Origin of the sequence: Streptomyces sp. E-08 (assembly GCF_049913095.1) — a bacterium.
Taxonomy (GTDB): domain Bacteria; phylum Actinomycetota; class Actinomycetes; order Streptomycetales; family Streptomycetaceae; genus Streptomyces.
In genome coordinates, this window is sequence record NZ_CP183971.1 from 4,345,282 (window position 1) to 4,362,950 (window position 17,669).

Sequence of the window (17,669 nt, forward strand, 5' to 3'; positions counted from 1 at the left end):
TCGTCCCTCAGGGCCTCGTCGCGTCCGGTGGTCCGGTCGCGGCGAGGGCGTCCCGGAGGAAGGGAAGGATGCCGCGCTCCAGGAGGGCGCGGCGCCAGGCCTCCCGGGCGCGGGAGAGTTCGTCATCGGCCGTGGCGGTCCCGTCCGCCGCGGCCGGTCTGTTGCGCAGGGCGGTCAGGAGGAGTCCGGCGCCCGCGCTGAGGAGCCCGGCGGCGGCGAGGGAGGCGAAGACGAGGCCCGCCGTCAGCAGGGTCTCGCCGAACACCACCGTGGGAGTGACGGCGTGCAGGACCGCCCCGACCAGCAGGAGTATGACCGCGGCGGTGCCCGCGAGGACGGGCACCATGACGGTGACGATGGCGACGACCCCGGCACCCGCGTCGGAGCCCGCCCCGGGGTCCGCCAGGGGTGTGCGGGGCGCGGCGGGGGCCCGGCTCTGCTCGCGGACCTTCACGAAGTGGTCGTACTCGCTCGCCGCGGCGGAGGTGATGAGCGCGGTCGCGTTCAGGGTCATGGCGCGCAGTTGCGCGACCGTGAGCCGCGTTCCGACTCCGGCGAGATCCGGACGTGCGTGGGCGGTGCTCAGTGCGTCGTCGAGGACCCGCTCGTACTCGGCACGGTCCTCGGTCAGCAGGTGCGGAGCCACGTTCATGTGCATCCCCCGATGCTCCGTAGGCCCGGATCAGCCGTGGGAAACGGTCGGTTGGGCGGAAACGGAGGAGAGCCTGCTACGGATGACCCGATGGTATTGCGGTGACGCCACGCCCTGACAGGGTGTTTCCGGAAATCGACTTCCCCGGATGCGCAGGGTTATGCGTCAGCCGTTCAGGGGGAGTTGGACGACCAGTAGCTTTCCGGCCATGGTCACTCCGCCGTCCATGGCGATCGCCAGACCGTCGGCGTACACGTGCGGTCCGTCGACGACCGGGCCCCCGTTGTCCTCCCCGTCCTCCGTGCCGACCTGGCCGAGGAGGTATGGGATGGGGCTGTGGCCGTGCACGATCCGGCGGCCGCCGTAGGTGGAGAGCAGCTCCTGGACGGCCTGCGGGCCGCCGTCGTCGCGGAACGCGAAGCGCTTGGTGAACTTCCGGAAGACGTCCCAGACCTCGTCGGCGTCGTTCCTGTTGAGGATCTCGTGGACCGTGTCGTTGACGTCCTCGATGGTCTGGCCGTATTCGAGGTACGCGGTGGTGTCGGAGTGCACCAGGAGGTGGTCGTCCTCGCGCACCACGGCGTCCAGCCGGGACATCCACTGCAGGTGGACGTCTTGGAGCCGGTCCATGTCGTGCTTCTGGCCGCCGTTGAGGAGCCAGGCGGCCTGGAAGGTGGCGGTGCCCGCGCCGGAGTTGACGGGCGTGTCGCCGAAGCGCTTGGCGCCGATGAGCAGCAGTTCGTGGTTGCCCATGAGGGCCTTGCAGTAGCCGCCGGCGGCGGCGGCCTCGGCGGAGAGGCGCATGACGAGGTCGATGACGCCGATGCCGTCCGGTCCGCGGTCGGTGAAGTCGCCGAGGAACCAGAGCCGGGCGTTGCCAGCGGCCCAGCCGCCGTTCTCGTCGATGAGGCCCTGGGCGCGGAGGGCGGCGACGAGCTCGTCGAGGTAGCCGTGGACGTCGCCGACGACGTAGAGCGGGCCGGGTCCGTCGCCGTTCGCGGGCTCCGGTGCGGGGGCCGGCTCGGGGGTGACCGGGACCTGGACGGTGTCCCCGCGGTTGATGACCGGAAGGTCGCGCTCGGTCGGGGTGTACCCCTCGGGGGCCCCGCCCTCGGGGAAGGCGTTGCCGGGGTGGCCGGTGGCGACGGAGACGATCGAGGAGCCGGCCGGGGCGGCGAACGCAGGGGCCAGGCGGTGACCCAGATGGAGGGTCGGATCGGCGGGCATGGGCGCGGGGGCCTGCGGCGCGGGTACGGCCGGGGGGGCCTGCGGTGCCGGTGGGGGCGTGGGGGCCTGGGGTGCCGGTACGGCCTCGGGCGGGAGGGCCTCGGCCGGCGGGGTCGGCACCCGGACGGCCTCGACGGGCGAGGGGGCGACCGGGGGCAGGGGTGTGGCGGACACCGGGTGTTCGGCGACGACCGGGTGCTCGGTCGGAGCCTGGCGGCCGGCGGGTGCCGGGTCGGTGGGGAGGGGCTCGACGGCCGGAGCCGTCGGCGGTTCCTCCGGGGAGGGCGGCTCGATGGCTTGGCCCTGCACGGGCACGCGGGCGTACGGCGGTACGCGGAAGTCACGCAATGTCGCCGTGCGTACCACGGGCTCCTGACCGGCCCCCTGAGTCATCGACCCCTCCACCACCGTCGCGATGCCCTGCACATCGCGGACCGGCCTGGTCGGGGTGGCCCGCGGTGTCGTCCGCCCATCATAGGAATGAGCGTCCTCCTGTGTGACGCACCAGGGGTGGTGAATCCGGGTCCACTCCGGGTTCACCGGTTGTTTCGCCCGAATTGAGAAGGTCCAGTCCAGGGTTGAGGCCGGTGCGGTGTCCGGTTTCGCCGTCCCCGCCCACGGGCAGGGGCGGGGACGGCGGGCCGGATGGCGGCGGTTTCGGGCGCCGCCGCCCGTGGTGTCAGTCCTTCGCGGGCGAGCGCGGCGGGCTGACCGTGGTGCGCGGTGAACGTCGCTGTGAAGAGGTACGGACGATCAGTTCGGTCGGTATCACCCGCTCGACCGGTCCGTCGGTGTCGATCCCCTCGATGGCGTCGATGAGGAGCTGGACGACGGCCGTGCCGATGCGGCGGGGTTTGAGGGAGAGCGTGGTGATGGGGGGTTCGGTGGTGGCGTAGACGGTGGATTCGCTGCAGCAGACCAGGAGCAGGTCGTCGGGGACGCGCAGTCCGTAGCGGCGGGCGGCGGCGAGGAGGTCGGTTCCGTTGGGGTCGAAGAGGCCGTAGACGGCGTCGGGACGGTCGGGGCGGGCGAGCAGCCGGTCGGCCGCGACAGCGCCCGCGCACGGGTCGTGCGCCGGGTAGGCCTCGTAGACGGGGTCCTGGCCGACACGTTCGCACCAGTTGAGGTACGCGGTGGTGGACAGGCGGGTGTAGGTGTCGGTGGTGGTTCCGGTGAGGAGGCCGATGCGGCGTGCGCCGGCGTCGGCGAGGTGGTCGAGCAGGTCGAGGACGGCGGCTTCGTGGTCGTTGTCGACCCAGGCGGTGACCGGAAGGGTGCCGGCGGGGCGTCCGTCGGAGACGACGGGCAGGCCCTGGCGGACCAGTTCGGTCACGACGGGGTCGTGGTCGGAGGGGTCGATGACGACGGTGCCGTCGAGGGCGACGTTCGACCAGACGTCATGGCGGGAGGTGGCGGGGAGGATGACCAGGGCGTAGCCCCGGGCGAGTGCCGCCGATGTGGCTGCTCTGGCCATCTCCGCGAAGTACGCGAATTCGGTGAAGGTGAAAGGTTCATCCCCGTACGTGGTCACGGTCAGGCCGATGAGTCCCGACTTGCCGGTGCGGAGCGTGCGGGCCGCCGCGGATGGGCGGTAGCCCAGCCTGTCGGCGACCTCGCGGACGTGGCGGCGGGTGGCGTCCGGGAGCCGGCCCTTGCCGTTGAGCGCGTCGGAGACAGTCGTGATGGAGACCCCGGCGGCGGCGGCCACGTCCCGGATGCCTGCCCGGCCCTGCCGGCTTCCCCGGGTCTGTGCCCGGCTCACCTGGTGCTTCCCTGCTGCTGTCATGGCGAGCCGATAGTAGGGCGATGAGGGGCGGTCGGGACGGCCGCATATGCAGGCGTTGACAGGCACGTTTCTGCATGATCGAAATAGCTCAAGAGGCAGGAAATCAAAGGTAGTTAGGGCTCTCGATGTGTGATCTATGCTCATCGAACGGCGTAGGCCTGGCGAGGGGGCGAGGTCTCGAAGAGGTCTCAACTCACCTCTACGGGGGATGCGCGCCACGGCGCCCGCCACCGGCGCACGCCACCCGGGTGCGCGCTCCCCCTCTCCGGGGACGGGAGCGGGGCCGTATCCACAGCGTGTCCCTCCTGTTGTCCACAGCCCATTCGCAGCGGAGGCGAATCCTCTTAAGGTGAGGAGTATTGGCGGTACGGACGGTCGAGGAGGCCACACTGTGAGCGAGACCAGCGGGACGAGCACCGGCAGCCCCAAGCTGCGAGCCGAGCTGGACGGCGTCCCCACCTACAAGCCGGGCAAGCCGGCCGCCGCGGGCGGCCCCGTGGCCTTCAAGCTGTCCTCCAACGAGAACCCCTACCCGCCGCTGCCCGGGGTCATGGAGACCACGCTGGCCGCCGCCGCGAACTTCAACCGGTACCCCGACATGGCCTGCACCGGCCTGACCGAGGAGCTGGCGAACCGCTTCGGCGTGCCCGTCTCGCACCTGGCCACCGGCACCGGCTCGGTCGGTGTCGCGCAGTCGCTGCTCCAGGCCACCTCGGGCCCGGGCGACGAGGTCATCTACGCCTGGCGCTCCTTCGAGGCGTACCCGATCATCACGCAGATCAGCGGGGCCACCTCGGTGCAGGTGCCGCTGACCGAGGGCGAGGTGCACGACCTCGACGCGATGGCGGAGGCGATCACCGACCGGACCCGGCTGATCTTCGTCTGCAACCCCAACAACCCCACGGGCACCGCGGTGCGCCGGGCGGAGCTGGAGCGTTTCCTGGACCGGGTGCCCTCCGACGTCCTGGTCGTGATCGACGAGGCGTACCGGGAGTTCGTCCGTGACACGGAGATCCCGGACGGCATCGAGCTCTACCGCGACCGGCCGAACGTGGCCGTGCTCCGCACCTTCTCCAAGGCGTACGGCCTGGCGGGTCTGCGGGTCGGCTTCGCGGTCGCCCACGAGCCGGTGGCCGCGGCGCTGCGCAAGACGGCGGTGCCGTTCGGCGTGAGCCAGCTGGCGCAGGACGCGGCGGTGGCCTCGCTGCGGGCCGAGGACGAACTGCTCGGGCGGGTCGGCTCGTTGGTGGCCGAGCGCGAGCGGGTCCATGCGGGGCTCGTGGCCCAGGGCTGGACCGTGCCGGACACCCAGGCGAACTTCGTCTGGCTGCGGCTCGGCGAGCGGACCATGGACTTCGCGGCGGAGTGCGAGCGGCACGGCGTGGTGGTGCGGCCGTTCGCGGGCGAGGGCGTGCGCGTCACGATCGGTGAGACCGAGGCGAACGACCTGTTCCTGAAGGCGGCGGAGGGCTTCCGCAAGGCCTGAGGCCGCCGATCGGGCGGGAAGGGCTGATCAGCCCGAGACGAGTTCCACGCGGATCGGGTCGCCGTCCCTGACGCCGGCCAGGATCCGCGGGTCTCCGTCCAGTGCGCCGAGCAGGTTGCAGGGGCTCGCGAGCCGGCACTCGTCGCCCCGGGAGATCGGCGTCGGGCCGTAGGGGAGGGCGAGCGCGTCGCCGTCCGTCCAGAAGGCCACCGTGCCCGGTTCCACGACCTGGCGCGCGCCGTCCTCGACGGGGACGGAGACCGGCGTGTCGAAGTAGACCTCCTCGCCCCAGGTGCGGGCGGTGGAGGAGATCGGGAGGGCTCCCGCGAGCGCCGTGCTCGTGGGGGTCTCCTCAAGGGTGGCCGTGGTGTGTCCGGCCGGCCAGGTGATGCGTATCCGAAGGGTCATGCCCCGGATTCAACAATATGTTGAAGGTCCTGGGAAGAGGTGACCTTCGGTAGGGGTACCCCCGACTGACGGTACGGATTTCGTATGAGCCATAATGCTTGTGAATGTGAACGCGTTCACAAGCGTGTCCTGTTCCTCCCGGAATTAGTGGGATTAACAGGGCAAACTGCCGATGTGACCACGGCGATGTAAGGAGAAAACGCAGTGGACCTCGCTCTGGCGCCAGAGACTCTGGCGCGCTGGCAGTTCGGCATCACGACCGTCTACCACTTCCTGTTCGTCCCCCTGACGATCTCCCTCGCAGCGCTCACCGCCGGTCTCCAGACCGCCTGGGTGCGTACGGAGAAGGAGAAGTACCTCAGGGCGACGAAGTTCTGGGGCAAGCTCTTCCTGATCAACATCGCCATGGGTGTGGTCACCGGAATCGTCCAGGAGTTCCAGTTCGGCATGAACTGGTCCGACTACTCCCGCTTCGTCGGCGACATCTTCGGTGCCCCGCTCGCCTTCGAGGCGCTCATCGCCTTCTTCTTCGAGTCGACCTTCATCGGTCTGTGGATCTTCGGCTGGGACAAGCTGCCGAAGAAGATCCACCTCGCCTGCATCTGGATGGTGTCGATCGGCACCGTCCTCTCCGCGTACTTCATCCTGGCGGCGAACTCCTGGATGCAGCACCCCGTGGGCTACCGGATCAACGAGGAGCGCGGCCGGGCCGAGCTCACCGACTTCTGGCAGGTGCTCACCCAGAACACCGCGCTGACCCAGTTCTTCCACACGATCACGGCGGCGTTCCTGGTCGGCGGAGCGTTCATGGTGGGCATCTCCGCGTTCCACCTGGCGCGCAAGAAGCACATCCCGATCATGCGGACCTCGCTGCGGCTCGGTCTGGTCACCCTGATCATCGCCGGCCTCGGCACCGCCATCAGCGGCGACCTGCTCGGCAAGGTCATGTTCAAGCAGCAGCCGATGAAGATGGCCGCCGCCGAGGCGCTCTGGGACGGCGAGGCGCCCGCCCCCTTCTCCGTCTTCGCCTACGGCGACGTCGAGAAGGGCCACAACACGGTCGCCATAGAGATCCCGGGCCTGCTGTCCTTCCTCGCGAACGACGACTTCAGCTCCTACGTCCCGGGCATCAACGACGTGAACAAGGCCGAGCAGGAGAAGTTCGGGCCCGGCGACTACCGGCCCAACATCCCCGTCGCCTACTGGGGCTTCCGCTGGATGATCGGCTTCGGCATGGCCTCGCTGGGCATCGGCATGCTGGGTCTCTGGCTGACCCGGAAGAAGTTCATGCTGGCACCGGGGCTCCGGACCGGTGAGGACGAAGTGCCGAACCTGGTCCTGTTCAAGCGGAAGGCGCTCAGCCCCCGTCTGGGCAAGTGGTACTGGATCATCGCCCTCTGGACGATGGCGTTCCCGCTGATCGCCAACTCCTGGGGCTGGATCTTCACCGAGATGGGCCGTCAGCCCTGGGTCGTCTACGGCGTGCTGCGCACCCGTGACGCGGTCTCCCCCGGTACCACCACGGGCGAGGTGCTCACCTCGATGATCGTCTTCACCGCGCTCTACGCCGTCCTCGCCGTGATCGAGGTCAAGCTCCTCGTCAAGTACGTCAAGGCGGGTCCGCCGGAGCTCACCGAGGACGACCTCAACCCGCCCACCAAGATCGGCGGGGACTCTCGTGACCCCGACCGCCCCATGGCCTTCTCGTACTGAGGCTCAGGAGAACGAGGCATGGAACTCCACGACGTCTGGTTCGTACTCATCGCCGTCCTCTGGATCGGCTACTTCTTCCTCGAAGGATTCGACTTCGGGGTCGGCGTCCTGACCAAGCTGCTCGCCCGCGACCGGGCCGAGAAGCGGGTCCTCATCAACACCATCGGACCCGTCTGGGACGGCAACGAGGTGTGGCTGCTCACCGCCGGCGGAGCGACGTTCGCCGCGTTCCCCGAGTGGTACGCGACGCTGTTCTCCGGCTTCTACCTGCCGCTGCTGATCATCCTGGTCTGCCTGATCATCCGGGGCGTCGCCTTCGAGTACCGGGCGAAGCGGCCCGAGGAGAGCTGGCAGCGCAACTGGGAGCAGGCCATCTTCTGGACCTCGCTGATCCCCGCGTTCCTCTGGGGCGTGGCCTTCGGCAACATCGTCCGGGGCGTGAAGATCGACGCGGACATGGAGTTCGTCGGCAGCTTCTGGGACCTGCTCAACCCGTACGCGCTCCTCGGTGGCCTGGTCACGCTCACCCTCTTCACCTTCCACGGCGCGGTCTTCGCCTCGCTCAAGACGGTCGGCGACATCCGGATGCGGGCGCGGGCGCTCGCGCTCAAGCTGGGCCTGGTCACGGCGGTCCTGTCCCTGGGCTTCCTGATCTGGACCCAGGTCGACACGGGAGACAGCTGGAGCCTCGCGGCGATGCTGGTCGCCGTGGTGGCGCTCGTCGGCGCCATCGTCGCCATCAAGGCCGGGCGCGAGGGCTGGTCGTTCGCGCTGTCGGGCGTCACCATCGCGGCGGCGGTGGCGATGCTCTTCCTCGCGCTCTTCCCGGACGTCATGCCGTCTTCGCTCAACCCCGAGTGGAGCCTTACCGTGACGAACGCGTCGTCGAGCCCGTACACGCTCAAGATCATGACCTGGTGCGCGGCGATCGCGACCCCGCTGGTGTTGCTCTACCAGAGCTGGACCTACTGGGTGTTCCGCAAGCGCATCGGCACGCAGCACATCGCCGACGCTCACTAGCCGGCACCGGCAGCCGACTCTCATCAGAGGGGCATGTTTCACGTGAAACCGATCGATCCGCGCCTGCTCCGGTACGCGAGGGCCACCCGTCTCTTCCTGATCGCGGTGGTCGCCCTCGGCCTCGTCGGAGCGGCGCTGGTCATCGCCCAGGCGATGCTCATCGCCGAGATCGTGGTGGGTGCCTTCCAGGAGGCCCAGTCGGTTGCCGACCTGACCACGCCCCTGCTGCTGCTCGCCGGAGTCGCGGTGGCCCGGGGGCTGGTCTCCTGGCTGACCGAGCTCGCCGCCCACCGGGCGAGCGCGGCGGTCAAGTCCGAGCTGCGCGGCCGGCTCCTCGGCCGCGCGGCCGCCCTCGGGCCGGGGTGGCTGAGCGGTCAGAAGGCCGGTTCGCTGATCGCCCTCGCCACACGGGGCGTGGACGCCCTCGACGACTACTTCGCCCGCTATCTGCCGCAGCTGGGCCTCGCGGTGGTGGTGCCGGTGGCCGTCCTGGCCCGGATCGTCACCGAGGACTGGGTCTCGGCGGCGATCATCGTCGTCACGCTGCCGCTCATCCCGGTCTTCATGATCCTCATCGGCTGGTACACCCAGGCCCGGATGGACCGGCAGTGGAAGCTGCTCTCACGGCTCTCCGGCCACTTTCTGGACGTGGTGGCCGGCCTTCCCACGCTCAAGATCTTCGGCCGGGCCAAGGCCCAGGCCGAGTCGATCCGCGCGATCACCTCGGAGTACCGCCAGGCGACGATGCGCACCCTGCGGATCGCCTTCATCTCCTCCTTCGCCCTGGAACTCCTCGCGACCCTGTCGGTCGCGCTCGTCGCCGTGACCATCGGCATGCGGCTCGTCCACGGCGAGCTCGACCTGTACACCGGGCTCGTCATCCTGATCCTGGCGCCCGAGGCCTACCTTCCGCTGCGGCAGGTGGGGGCGCAGTACCACGCGGCGGCAGAGGGGCTCGCGGCGGCGGAGGAGATCTTCGAGGTCCTGGAGGAGCCGGTACGGGACGGGGGCACCGCGGCCGTTCCGGAGTCCGTACGGCTGGAGCTCGACGGCGTGACCGTACGTCACGCCGGGCGCGGCGAGCCCTCGCTCGACGCGGCGACGCTGACGGTCGAGCCGGGCGAGACGGTGGCCCTGGTCGGGCCGAGCGGGGTCGGGAAGTCGACCCTGCTCGACGTCGTCCTCGGCTTCGCGGTGCCGGACGAGGGCGGTTCCGTACGGGTCGGGGGAGCCGACCTGGCCACGCTCGACCTGGAGGAGTGGCGGTCCCGGATCGCCTGGGTGCCGCAGCGCCCGTACCTGTTCGCGGGGACGGTCGCCGAGAACGTACGGCTCGCCCGCCCGGACGCCACCGACGAGGCGGTACGGAACGCGCTGCGGGACGCCGGGGCCGACGGGTTCGTCGCAGGGCTGCCGCAGGGGCTCGACACGGTCCTCGGCGAGGACGGTGCGGGGCTCTCGGCGGGGCAGCGGCAACGGCTCGCGCTCGCCCGGGCGTTCCTGGCCGACCGGCCGCTGCTGCTGCTCGACGAGCCCACGGCCGCGCTGGACGGCGAGACGGAGGCGGGGATCGTCGAGGCGGTCCGACGCCTCGCGGCGGGACGGACGGTGCTGCTTGTCGTGCACCGGCCCGCGCTGCTCGCGGTCGCGGACCGGGTGGTGGCGCTGGGCGCTGCCGCTGCGGGCGCGGACACGGATGCGGTGGAGGCCGACGGGGCGCGCGGCGGGTCGAGCCCTGCCGTTCGGCCCCAGGCGCCGCACGTGCCCACCGCCGGGGCCGACGAGCGGCCGCCGACGGATTCGTCGACGGCTTCGGAGACAGCTTCGTCGACGGCTTCGTCGACGGCTTCGGCGACGGCCTCGGCGACGGCTTCGTCGACGGTCCTCGGGCGGGTCCGGAGCATGGCCGGGGAGCTCAAGGGGCGGATGGCGCTGGCGCTGCTGCTCGGAAGCCTCGCCCTCGGGTCCGCCGTCGGGCTCATGGCCGTGTCCGGCTGGCTCATCTCACGCGCCTCCGAACAGCCGCCCGTGCTCTATCTGATGGTGGCCGTCACCGCCACGCGCGCCTTCGGAATCGGCCGGGCCGTCTTCCGGTACGCCGAGCGGCTCGTCTCCCACGACGCCGTCCTGCGGATGCTCGGAGACCTGCGGGTCTCCGTCTACCGGCGCCTGGAGCGGATCGCCCCGGCCGGACTGCGCCGCACCCGGCGCGGTGACCTCCTCGCGCGCCTCGTCCAGGACGTCGACGCGCTCCAGGACTACTGGCTGCGCTGGCTACTCCCGGTGGGCGCGGCACTCCTCGTGGGCGTCGCCTCGGCCGGGTTCACCGCCTGGCTGTTGCCCGAGGCCGGTGCCGTGCTCGCCGTCGGCCTGCTGGTCGCCGGGATCGCCGTCCCGGCGGCCGGCGGGGCCCTCGCCCGCCGGGCCGAACGCCGGCTCGCCCCCGCGCGCGGCACCCTCGCGACCGCCGTGGCCGATCTGCTGCGCGGCTGCGCCGAACTGACCGTGGCCGGGGCGCTCCGGGGCAGGATCGAGCGGGCCCGGGACGCCGACCGGACCCTCACGTCCATCGCCTCCCGGCAGGCCGCCGCCACCGCCCTCGGGGCCGGACTCTCGGCCGTGGTCTGCGGTCTGACGGTCGTGGCCGCCGCGTTCGTCGGCGTCCAGGGCGTACGGGACGGACGGCTCGACGGGGTGGCCCTCGCGGTGGTCGTCCTGACGCCGCTCGCCGCATTCGAGGCCGTCACCGGACTTCCGCTCGCCGTCCAGTACCGGCAGCGCGTCAAGCGCAGCGCCGAGCGGGTCTTCGAGGTGCTGGACGCCCCCGTCCCCGTACACGAGCCGCGGACGCCCGCCGCTCCCCCGGCGAACCCCTTCCCTCTGGAGCTGGCCGGACTCTCGGCCCGGCACGCCGGGCAGGAGCGCCTCGCGCTCGACGGATTCGCCCTCACCCTGGAGGCCGGGCGGCGCGTCGCGGTCGTCGGCTCCTCCGGCTCGGGCAAGACCACGCTCGCCCAGGTGCTGCTGCGGTTCCTGGACGTGGAGCACGGCACGTACCGGCTCGGCGGCGTGCCCGCGTGGGAGCTCGACGGAGACGCGGTCCGGCGGCTCGTCGGCCTCTGCGCCCAGGACGCCCACCTCTTCGACAGCTCCGTCCGCGAGAACCTGCGGCTCGCCAGGGTCGGCGCGGACGACGAGGAGCTGCGCGAGGCGCTGCGCCGGGCCCGGCTGCTCGACTGGGTCGACGGGCTGCCCGCCGGACTCGACACGCTCGTCGGTGAGCACGGCTCCCGGCTCTCCGGAGGTCAGCGGCAGCGTCTCGCGCTCGCCCGGGCGCTGCTCGCCGACTTCCCGGTCCTCGTCCTCGACGAACCCGCCGAGCACCTGGACCTCGCCACCGCCGACGCGCTCACCGACGATCTGCTCCGGGCCACCGAGGGCCGCACCACCGTCCTCATCACCCACCGACTGCACGGACTCGACGCCGTCGACGAGGTGGTGGTCCTCGACGAGGGCCGGACCGTGCAGCGCGGCCCGTACGCCGAGCTCGCGGCGGCGGACGGCCCGCTGCGCAGGATGCTGGAGCAGGAGCGGGCGACCGATCTGCTCGCCACCTCCGCGGCGACCGGGAGAGAGCGGCCGACTTTTCTCGCCAAATAGGACTTACTAGGCTCAAGCCCATGACCGCCGCCGCGTCCGACGCCTCGGACCCCCTGGAAGTCGCCACTCAGGCCGCCCGCAGCCTCCAGGGGCTGTCCACGGAGCTCACGGCCCGCGTGCCGCAGCTCCTGGAGGCCATGCGCTCGGTCGGCACCGGGCTCGAACTCCACTCCACCCTCGACCGGATCTGCGAGACCGCCGCCGAACTCGCCGACGCCCGCTACGCCGCGATCGGCGTCGTCGACGACGAGGGCGAGGGCCTCTCCGACTTCGTCACCTTCGGCGTCGACGAGGAGACGGCCCGGCGGATCGGCCACCGCCCCGACGGCCACGCGGGACTGCTCGGCGCGCTGATCCGCGACCCGCAGACCATCCGCCTCGCCGATCTGTCCCATGACCCGCGCGCGGCGGGCTTCCCGCCCGGACACCCGCCGATGCGGACCTTCCTGGGCGTCCCCATCCGGGTCCAGGGCGAGATCTTCGGCAACCTCTACCTCGCCGAGAAGCACGGCGGCGGCGATTTCAACGACTACGACGTGCACATGGTCCGGGTCCTCGCCACCGAGGCCGGCATCGCCATCGGCAACGCCCGTCTGTACGAGGCGGCCAGGCAGCGCGAACGGTGGATCGACGGCTCGGTCGCCGTCACCACCGCCCTGCTCTCCGGCGGTGACGCGGACGACGCCCTCACGGTCGTCGCCGAACAGGCCCGCCGGCTCGCCGACGCGGACGCCGGGATCGTGATGCTCCCCGCCGAGGAGGGCGGTCTGGAGATCGTCGCCGTCTCCTCGCCCCGGCCCACGAAGGCGCTGGGCGTGGTGATCCCGCCCGGGAGCGCCGTCGTGAAGGAGCTCCTGGACGGCGAGGCGGTCTTCGTCGCCGACGCCTCGGCGGACCCGCGCATGACCAGCCGTCTGACGGCCTCGTACGGGCCGAGCATGATGCTGCCGCTGCAGAGCGGCGGCCGTGTCCTCGGCGCGCTCGCCACTCCCCGGCTGCGGGGCGGCCGGCAGTTCACGGAGGCGGAGCGGACGCTCGCCACCCAGTTCGCCTCGCAGGCCGCCCTCGCCCTGATGATGGCCGACGCGCAGCGCGACCGGGAGCGCCTCGCGGTCTACGAGGACCGCGACCGGATCGCCCGCGACCTGCACGACCTGGTGATCCAGCGGCTCTTCGCCACCGGCATGATGCTGGAGAGCGCCCAGCGGAAGTCGATCGTGCCGGCCGTGCGCGAGGGCGTGGGCAAGGCCGTGGACGAGCTGGACGTGACCATCCAGGAGATCCGTACGGCGATCTTCGCGCTTCAGCAGGGTCCCGCCGAGGCCCCGTCGGGTCTGCGCACCCGCGTCCTGCGGGAGATCAACATGGCGGCCGTGCCGCTCGGCTTCAAGCCCGCGCACCGCTTCCTCGGCGCGATCGACGCGACGGTCGGCGAGCTCACCGGCAAGAACCTCATCGCCGCGCTCCGCGAGGCGCTCTCCAACGTGTTCCGGCACGCGGAGGCGAGCCGCATCGAGGTGGTCGTCGACGCCGGCGTCACCCTGCCCGACGGCTCCGCCGGGGTGCGCCTCTCGGTCGCCGACGACGGCATCGGCATCCCGGCGGGCGGGCGGCGCAGCGGTCTGCGCAACCTGGCGCGCCGGGCCGAGTCCCTGGGCGGCGCGAGCTGGTGCGGCCCGGGGCTGGCCGAGGACGGCGGCGGGACGACGGTGGTGTGGGAGGCGCCGCTCTAGGGAGTGCCGTGCCGATCGGGCCGGATCGGGGAGGGCCTACACGTTCTGCTGCCGGGCTTCGAGGGCTGCGGCGACCAGCTCCTCGATGACGACGGCCACCCCGTCCTCGTTGTTGCCGACGGTCCGGCCCGATGCGGCGGCGATGACGTCGGGGTGGGCGTTGCCCATCGCGTAGGAGCGGCCGGCCCAGCTCAGCATCTCGATGTCGTTCGGCATGTCGCCGAAGGCGACGACCTCCTCGGCCGCGATGCCGCGCTCGGCACAGCACAGGGCCAGGGTGGAGGCCTTGGAGACGCCGAGGGCGCTGATCTCGATGAGGGCGGTCGGGCTGGACCGGGTGAAGGCGGCCCGGTCGCCCGCCGCCTCCCGCGCGATCGCGAGGAACGCGTCGGGGTCCAGCTCGGGGTGCTGGGCGAGCAGCTTGAGCACCGGGGCGGCCGAGCCGGGCGTCTCCTCGAAGAGGAGCTTCTCGGCGGTGGCGACGGTGGCGCCGGGGTCGAGGAAGAAGGGCGGGTACAGCGGCTCGTAGTGGATGCCCGTCGTGAGCTCGACGGCGAAGGACGTCCCCGGCGCGGCGGCGCGCAGGGCGCGGACGACGTCGAGCGCGACCGGCCGCTCCAGCGGGCGGACCTCGAGGAAGGTGCCTCCCGCGTGGAGGTCGACGACGGCGGCGCCGTTGGCGCAGATCGCCAGGCCGTGCCCGTGGACGTGGTCGCTGACGACGTCCATCCAGCGGGCCGGGCGGCCGGTGACGAAGAAGACCTCGATCCCGGCCTGCTCGGCCGCCGCGAGGGCGGCGACCGTGCGCTCGGAGACGGACTTGTCGTCGCGCAGCAGGGTGCCGTCGAGGTCGGTGGCGATCAGCCGGGCCGTCGGGGCGGAGGGACGCGGGGAACGGGGAGAGGTCACCGCACCATTCTTCCGCACCGGACGCACGGGCGTGCGAGGTGCCGCACATATGAGTGCGGGGTTTCGTGGCGCGGAGGCTCCGTACGCGACGGGTCTCAAAGCGCGGATCGTTCAGTGGGCGACCTCCACGACGGCCCGGTGGGTGCGGAGGTCGTCGACATGGGTGAGCAGGTAGTGCGCGAGATCGGCGCGGGAGAGGGACTTCGGCCGCTCCAGACGGCCGTTCTCGGCGGTCCGGTAGGTGCGGGTCAGCGGGCCGTCGGTCAGCATCGGGGGCCGCACCACCGTCCATGCGGTGCCGTCCGCGGCAGGAGACCGTACGAAGCTCTCCATCCGTGTCATGTCGGCGTAGCCGTGCCGGTAGAGCCGCTGGATCACGTACCGGGTGACGAGGCGCTGCGGCAGCGGCACGTCCGGGGTGACGTCCAGGCCGGCGGAGGAGAGGCAGAGCAGCCGGGCGACGCCCGCGGCGCGCATCGCCTCGACGATGTTCCGGGTGCCCTGCGAGTAGACGGTCGTGGGGTGCTTGCGGTCGGTGCTGCCGAGGCAGGAGAGCACGGCGTCGTGACCGGCGACGGCGTGCCGCCAGGCCTCGGGGGCGAGGGCGTCGCCGGGCAGGACGGTCAGCCGCGCCCCCGGGCCGGCGGCAGGGGCGGTGACCGGATCGGTGACCGGGACGCGGGCGGGGTCGCGGGCGACGGCGGTGACCTGGTGGCCGGCGCCGAGGGCCTGGGCCAGGAGCTGCGCGCCCGTGCCGCCTGTGACGCCGAAGAGCATCAGCTTCATGAGGCCGTCTCCTCCGTGTCCGCCCGTCGTGCCAGCGTGTCGACCAGGGCGACGGTGACGGCCCGCTGGCCGTCGAGCGTGAGGTGGATCCCGTCGTCGAGGTGCAGACCGGCGGTGGCCGGGCGCGTGTCGACCGTGACGTCCGGCTGCCCGAGGAGGAACCCGGCGACGGTGTCGATGTCCGCGCCGGTCCAGCCGATCCCGGCGCGGCGGAAGTGCGGGTAGGCGTCGGCCCGCTCCTGGTCCACGGAGCTCGGGGTGAGCCAGATCCAGCGGTCCTCGCCGGGGAGCCCGCGTCCGGCGAGCTCCCGCAGGGCGAGGAGGTTGCGCGCCGTCTCCGCCTCGCTGACCAGCCGGGTCCCCTCCGCCTCCGCGCTCCGGCGCAGCCGCTGCGCGTCGTTCGCGCCGAGCATGCACAGGATCCAGTCGGGGCGCAGGAAGGCGAGCTGGGGCAGCTGGGCGAGGGCCTGGGTGGTGGTGGAGCCGGAGACGGCGAGGTTGACGAGCTCGACGCCGTCCGGGAGGAGGTGGCGCAGGATCGAGAACCAGGAGAGCCGGTCGGCGGTGGTGCTCTCGCCGAGGGCCACGATCCGCTGCCCGGGACGGAAGGGCAGCCGGTCGGCCCGCTCGGCGAAGACGGGGTCCCTGAGGAGCTCGGCAGCGGTGTCCCGGGTCCGGTCGTCGAGGTCGCGCAGCAGCTTCCGGTACGTCTCGGGGTCGAGGCCGAAGAGCTCGGCGACGCGGCTCTCGGGCAGCTCGCCCAGGTAGCGGAGGGTCTTCTCGGGCTGCTGGAAGCGCACGAGCTTGTCGGTCGGGCTCTCGGCGGAGTCCGGCTTCGCGGTGGTCGTCTCGGGCATGTCAGTGCTCCTTGCGGGTGCGGCGACGGGGCAGGAGGAAGCCGGCGGCGATCAGCCAGCCCAGGCAGGTGAAGCGGGCCAGCGGCAGCAGCAGGGCGGCGCCGTCGAAGAGCAGGGTGAGGGTGGCGAGTTCGGCGACCGTCGCCAGGGCGAGCCCGGTCACGGCGAGCGCGCGGGGCAGCAGTCCGGCGAGGAGCCCGGGAACGGCGATCCCGGCCACGAGCAGGCCGAGCGTCACCACGTGGCCCGGGCCGCCGGTGGCGAAGGCCAGGTACTGGAGGGCCCGGACGAGCGGCGGCAGGTCGAGGACCTCCGTACGGGACAGGGTCCAGCTCACCAGGCCGCAGCAGGCCAGGGACCCGGCGGCGAGGAGGCCGCCGGCCAGGGCGATGGTCGCGCCGGGGGCGCGGACGCCGAGCCGGTGCAGCCGGGCCGAGACCGTGGCGGCGTAGACGGCCAACGGGATCGAGGCCGCGAACTGGAGGGCGCCGGAGATCTGGACGGCGCCGGAGTGGGCACGGAAGTACGCCACGATCTCGCCGGTCCCGCCGAAGGGCGAGGGGAAGGGGTTGCCGTCGGCGAGCACGGTGCTGAGCACGAGGCCGGCCAGGAACAGTCCGGTGAACACCACGGCGAGCACGCCGGGTGGCGGTCCTCCCTGGGCCTCTCGGCGCGCTTGCGGGGCCTCGGTCGGCCGGGGATCGGTCCAGCTCTCTGCAGACACGGGTCCTGTCCGTTCTCTGGGGAGAATAGTTCACTGGGGAGAATCGTTCTCGTGGCGTACGATAACCCCGTGAGCAGCGACCGGCAACCAGTGGAAGATCCCGGAGCGGCGGCCTCGGCCCCGTCCCCGCGCGGCGGAGCGTTCCTGCTCGCCCAGCTCGGGGCGCACGCGGCGGGCCGCTTCGGTGAGCGCGTCGGCGAGATCGGGCTCGCCCCGCCGGACGTCGGCCTGCTGCGGATGATCGCCACGCAGCCGGGACGGAGTCAGCGCTCCCTCGCCGCCGACCTCGGCGTCGTCCCGAGCCGGGTCGTCGCGCTGATCGACAGCCTGGAGAAGAAGGGCTTCGTGGAACGGCGGCGCAGCGCCGACGACCGTCGCCATCACGAGCTGTACGTCTCCGAGGGCGGGCGGCGCGCGCTCGGTCAGGTCCGGGAGGTCGCCGCGCTGCACGAGGACGACCTGTTCGCGGCGCTCGACGAGGAGGACCGGGCCCGGTTGACGGAGCTGCTCGGGCGGGTCGCCGAACAGCAGGGCCTCACCCCCGGCGTCCACCCGGGCTACCGCCGACTGCCGAAGCACCCGGGCTGAGCGCGGGCGCGGAGGGCGGGACGGCGTGCGGGACGGCGCTGGGGCGCGGAGCGTGGGCATGGCGCGCGGGACGGCGCTGGGGCGCGCAGCGCGGGCATGGCGCGCGGGCGCCGAGCGCGG

The 17,669-nt window shown here is 72.2% G+C and carries 14 protein-coding genes; 6 read left to right on the forward strand and 8 right to left on the reverse strand.

Features of this window, described 5'->3' with window-relative positions; translation table 11 throughout:
- Nucleotides 1–7: 7 nt before the first annotated feature.
- The 3 genes from ACN9MM_RS19920 to ACN9MM_RS19930 form a co-directional block, all read right to left on the reverse strand.
- Nucleotides 8–658: a hypothetical protein gene (locus tag ACN9MM_RS19920; protein ID WP_426364879.1), complete on the reverse strand. Its 651-nt coding sequence runs from the start codon at nucleotides 656–658 to the stop codon at nucleotides 8–10.
- Nucleotides 659–817: 159 nt separating this feature from the next.
- Nucleotides 818–2,272, reverse strand: coding sequence for a metallophosphoesterase (locus ACN9MM_RS19925; protein WP_426364880.1), 1,455 nt, complete (start codon nucleotides 2,270–2,272; stop codon nucleotides 818–820).
- 286 nt (nucleotides 2,273–2,558) lie between these two features.
- Entirely contained in the window at nucleotides 2,559–3,665 is a 1,107-nt protein-coding gene (locus tag ACN9MM_RS19930; RefSeq protein WP_030317999.1) for a LacI family DNA-binding transcriptional regulator, read from the reverse strand.
- Nucleotides 3,666–4,056: 391 nt separating this feature from the next.
- Between ACN9MM_RS19930 and hisC the strand changes: the two genes are divergently transcribed.
- Complete coding sequence (gene hisC / locus ACN9MM_RS19935; RefSeq protein WP_382857971.1) at nucleotides 4,057–5,151, forward strand: histidinol-phosphate transaminase; 1,095 nt, start codon at nucleotides 4,057–4,059, stop codon at nucleotides 5,149–5,151.
- A 27-nt stretch (nucleotides 5,152–5,178) separates the two neighbouring features.
- Here the strand turns inward: hisC and ACN9MM_RS19940 are convergent, their stop codons facing one another.
- Complete coding sequence (locus tag ACN9MM_RS19940; protein WP_426364881.1) at nucleotides 5,179–5,559, reverse strand: cyclophilin-like fold protein; 381 nt, start codon at nucleotides 5,557–5,559, stop codon at nucleotides 5,179–5,181.
- A gap of 204 nt (nucleotides 5,560–5,763) precedes the next feature.
- Here ACN9MM_RS19940 and ACN9MM_RS19945 point away from each other — a divergent pair, with 204 nt between their 5' ends.
- The 4 genes from ACN9MM_RS19945 to ACN9MM_RS19960 are packed head-to-tail and all read left to right on the forward strand — an operon-like array spanning nucleotide 5,764 to nucleotide 13,685.
- Nucleotides 5,764–7,272 (forward strand): cytochrome ubiquinol oxidase subunit I, encoded by a 1,509-nt coding sequence (locus ACN9MM_RS19945; protein WP_382857965.1) that lies wholly within the window; start codon nucleotides 5,764–5,766, stop codon nucleotides 7,270–7,272.
- 18 nt (nucleotides 7,273–7,290) lie between these two features.
- Nucleotides 7,291–8,292: a cytochrome d ubiquinol oxidase subunit II gene (gene cydB, locus ACN9MM_RS19950; RefSeq protein WP_426364882.1), complete on the forward strand. Its 1,002-nt coding sequence runs from the start codon at nucleotides 7,291–7,293 to the stop codon at nucleotides 8,290–8,292.
- 42 nt (nucleotides 8,293–8,334) lie between these two features.
- Nucleotides 8,335–11,952, forward strand: coding sequence for a thiol reductant ABC exporter subunit CydD (gene cydD, locus ACN9MM_RS19955; RefSeq protein ID WP_426364883.1), 3,618 nt, complete (start codon nucleotides 8,335–8,337; stop codon nucleotides 11,950–11,952).
- Between the two features lie 20 nt (nucleotides 11,953–11,972).
- A complete protein-coding gene (locus ACN9MM_RS19960) occupies nucleotides 11,973–13,685 on the forward strand; it encodes a GAF domain-containing sensor histidine kinase (protein WP_426364884.1) in 1,713 nt (570 codons plus the stop codon).
- 36 nt (nucleotides 13,686–13,721) lie between these two features.
- Here ACN9MM_RS19960 and ACN9MM_RS19965 read toward each other — a convergent pair whose 3' ends face one another.
- The 4 genes from ACN9MM_RS19965 to ACN9MM_RS19980 all read right to left on the reverse strand — a co-directional run bounded on the left by ACN9MM_RS19965 (nucleotide 13,722) and on the right by ACN9MM_RS19980 (nucleotide 16,877).
- The gene (locus tag ACN9MM_RS19965; protein WP_426364885.1) at nucleotides 13,722–14,594 is read right to left on the reverse strand and encodes a Cof-type HAD-IIB family hydrolase; all 873 of its coding nucleotides are present in this window, start codon (nucleotides 14,592–14,594) and stop codon (nucleotides 13,722–13,724) included.
- A gap of 111 nt (nucleotides 14,595–14,705) precedes the next feature.
- On the reverse strand, nucleotides 14,706–15,380 hold the full coding sequence (locus tag ACN9MM_RS19970; protein ID WP_426364886.1) for an NAD(P)-dependent oxidoreductase: 675 nt from the start codon (nucleotides 15,378–15,380) through the stop codon (nucleotides 14,706–14,708).
- The gene (locus ACN9MM_RS19975) at nucleotides 15,377–16,237 is read right to left on the reverse strand and encodes an SGNH/GDSL hydrolase family protein (protein WP_426364887.1); all 861 of its coding nucleotides are present in this window, start codon (nucleotides 16,235–16,237) and stop codon (nucleotides 15,377–15,379) included. The genes ACN9MM_RS19970 and ACN9MM_RS19975 overlap by 4 nt, the downstream gene beginning before the upstream one ends.
- Before the next feature lies 1 nt (nucleotide 16,238).
- Complete coding sequence (locus ACN9MM_RS19980) at nucleotides 16,239–16,877, reverse strand: hypothetical protein (protein WP_426364888.1); 639 nt, start codon at nucleotides 16,875–16,877, stop codon at nucleotides 16,239–16,241.
- A gap of 153 nt (nucleotides 16,878–17,030) precedes the next feature.
- Between ACN9MM_RS19980 and ACN9MM_RS19985 the strand changes: the two genes are divergently transcribed.
- Nucleotides 17,031–17,549 (forward strand): MarR family winged helix-turn-helix transcriptional regulator, encoded by a 519-nt coding sequence (locus ACN9MM_RS19985; protein ID WP_426364889.1) that lies wholly within the window; start codon nucleotides 17,031–17,033, stop codon nucleotides 17,547–17,549.
- The last annotated feature ends 120 nt before the right edge of the window (nucleotides 17,550–17,669 follow it).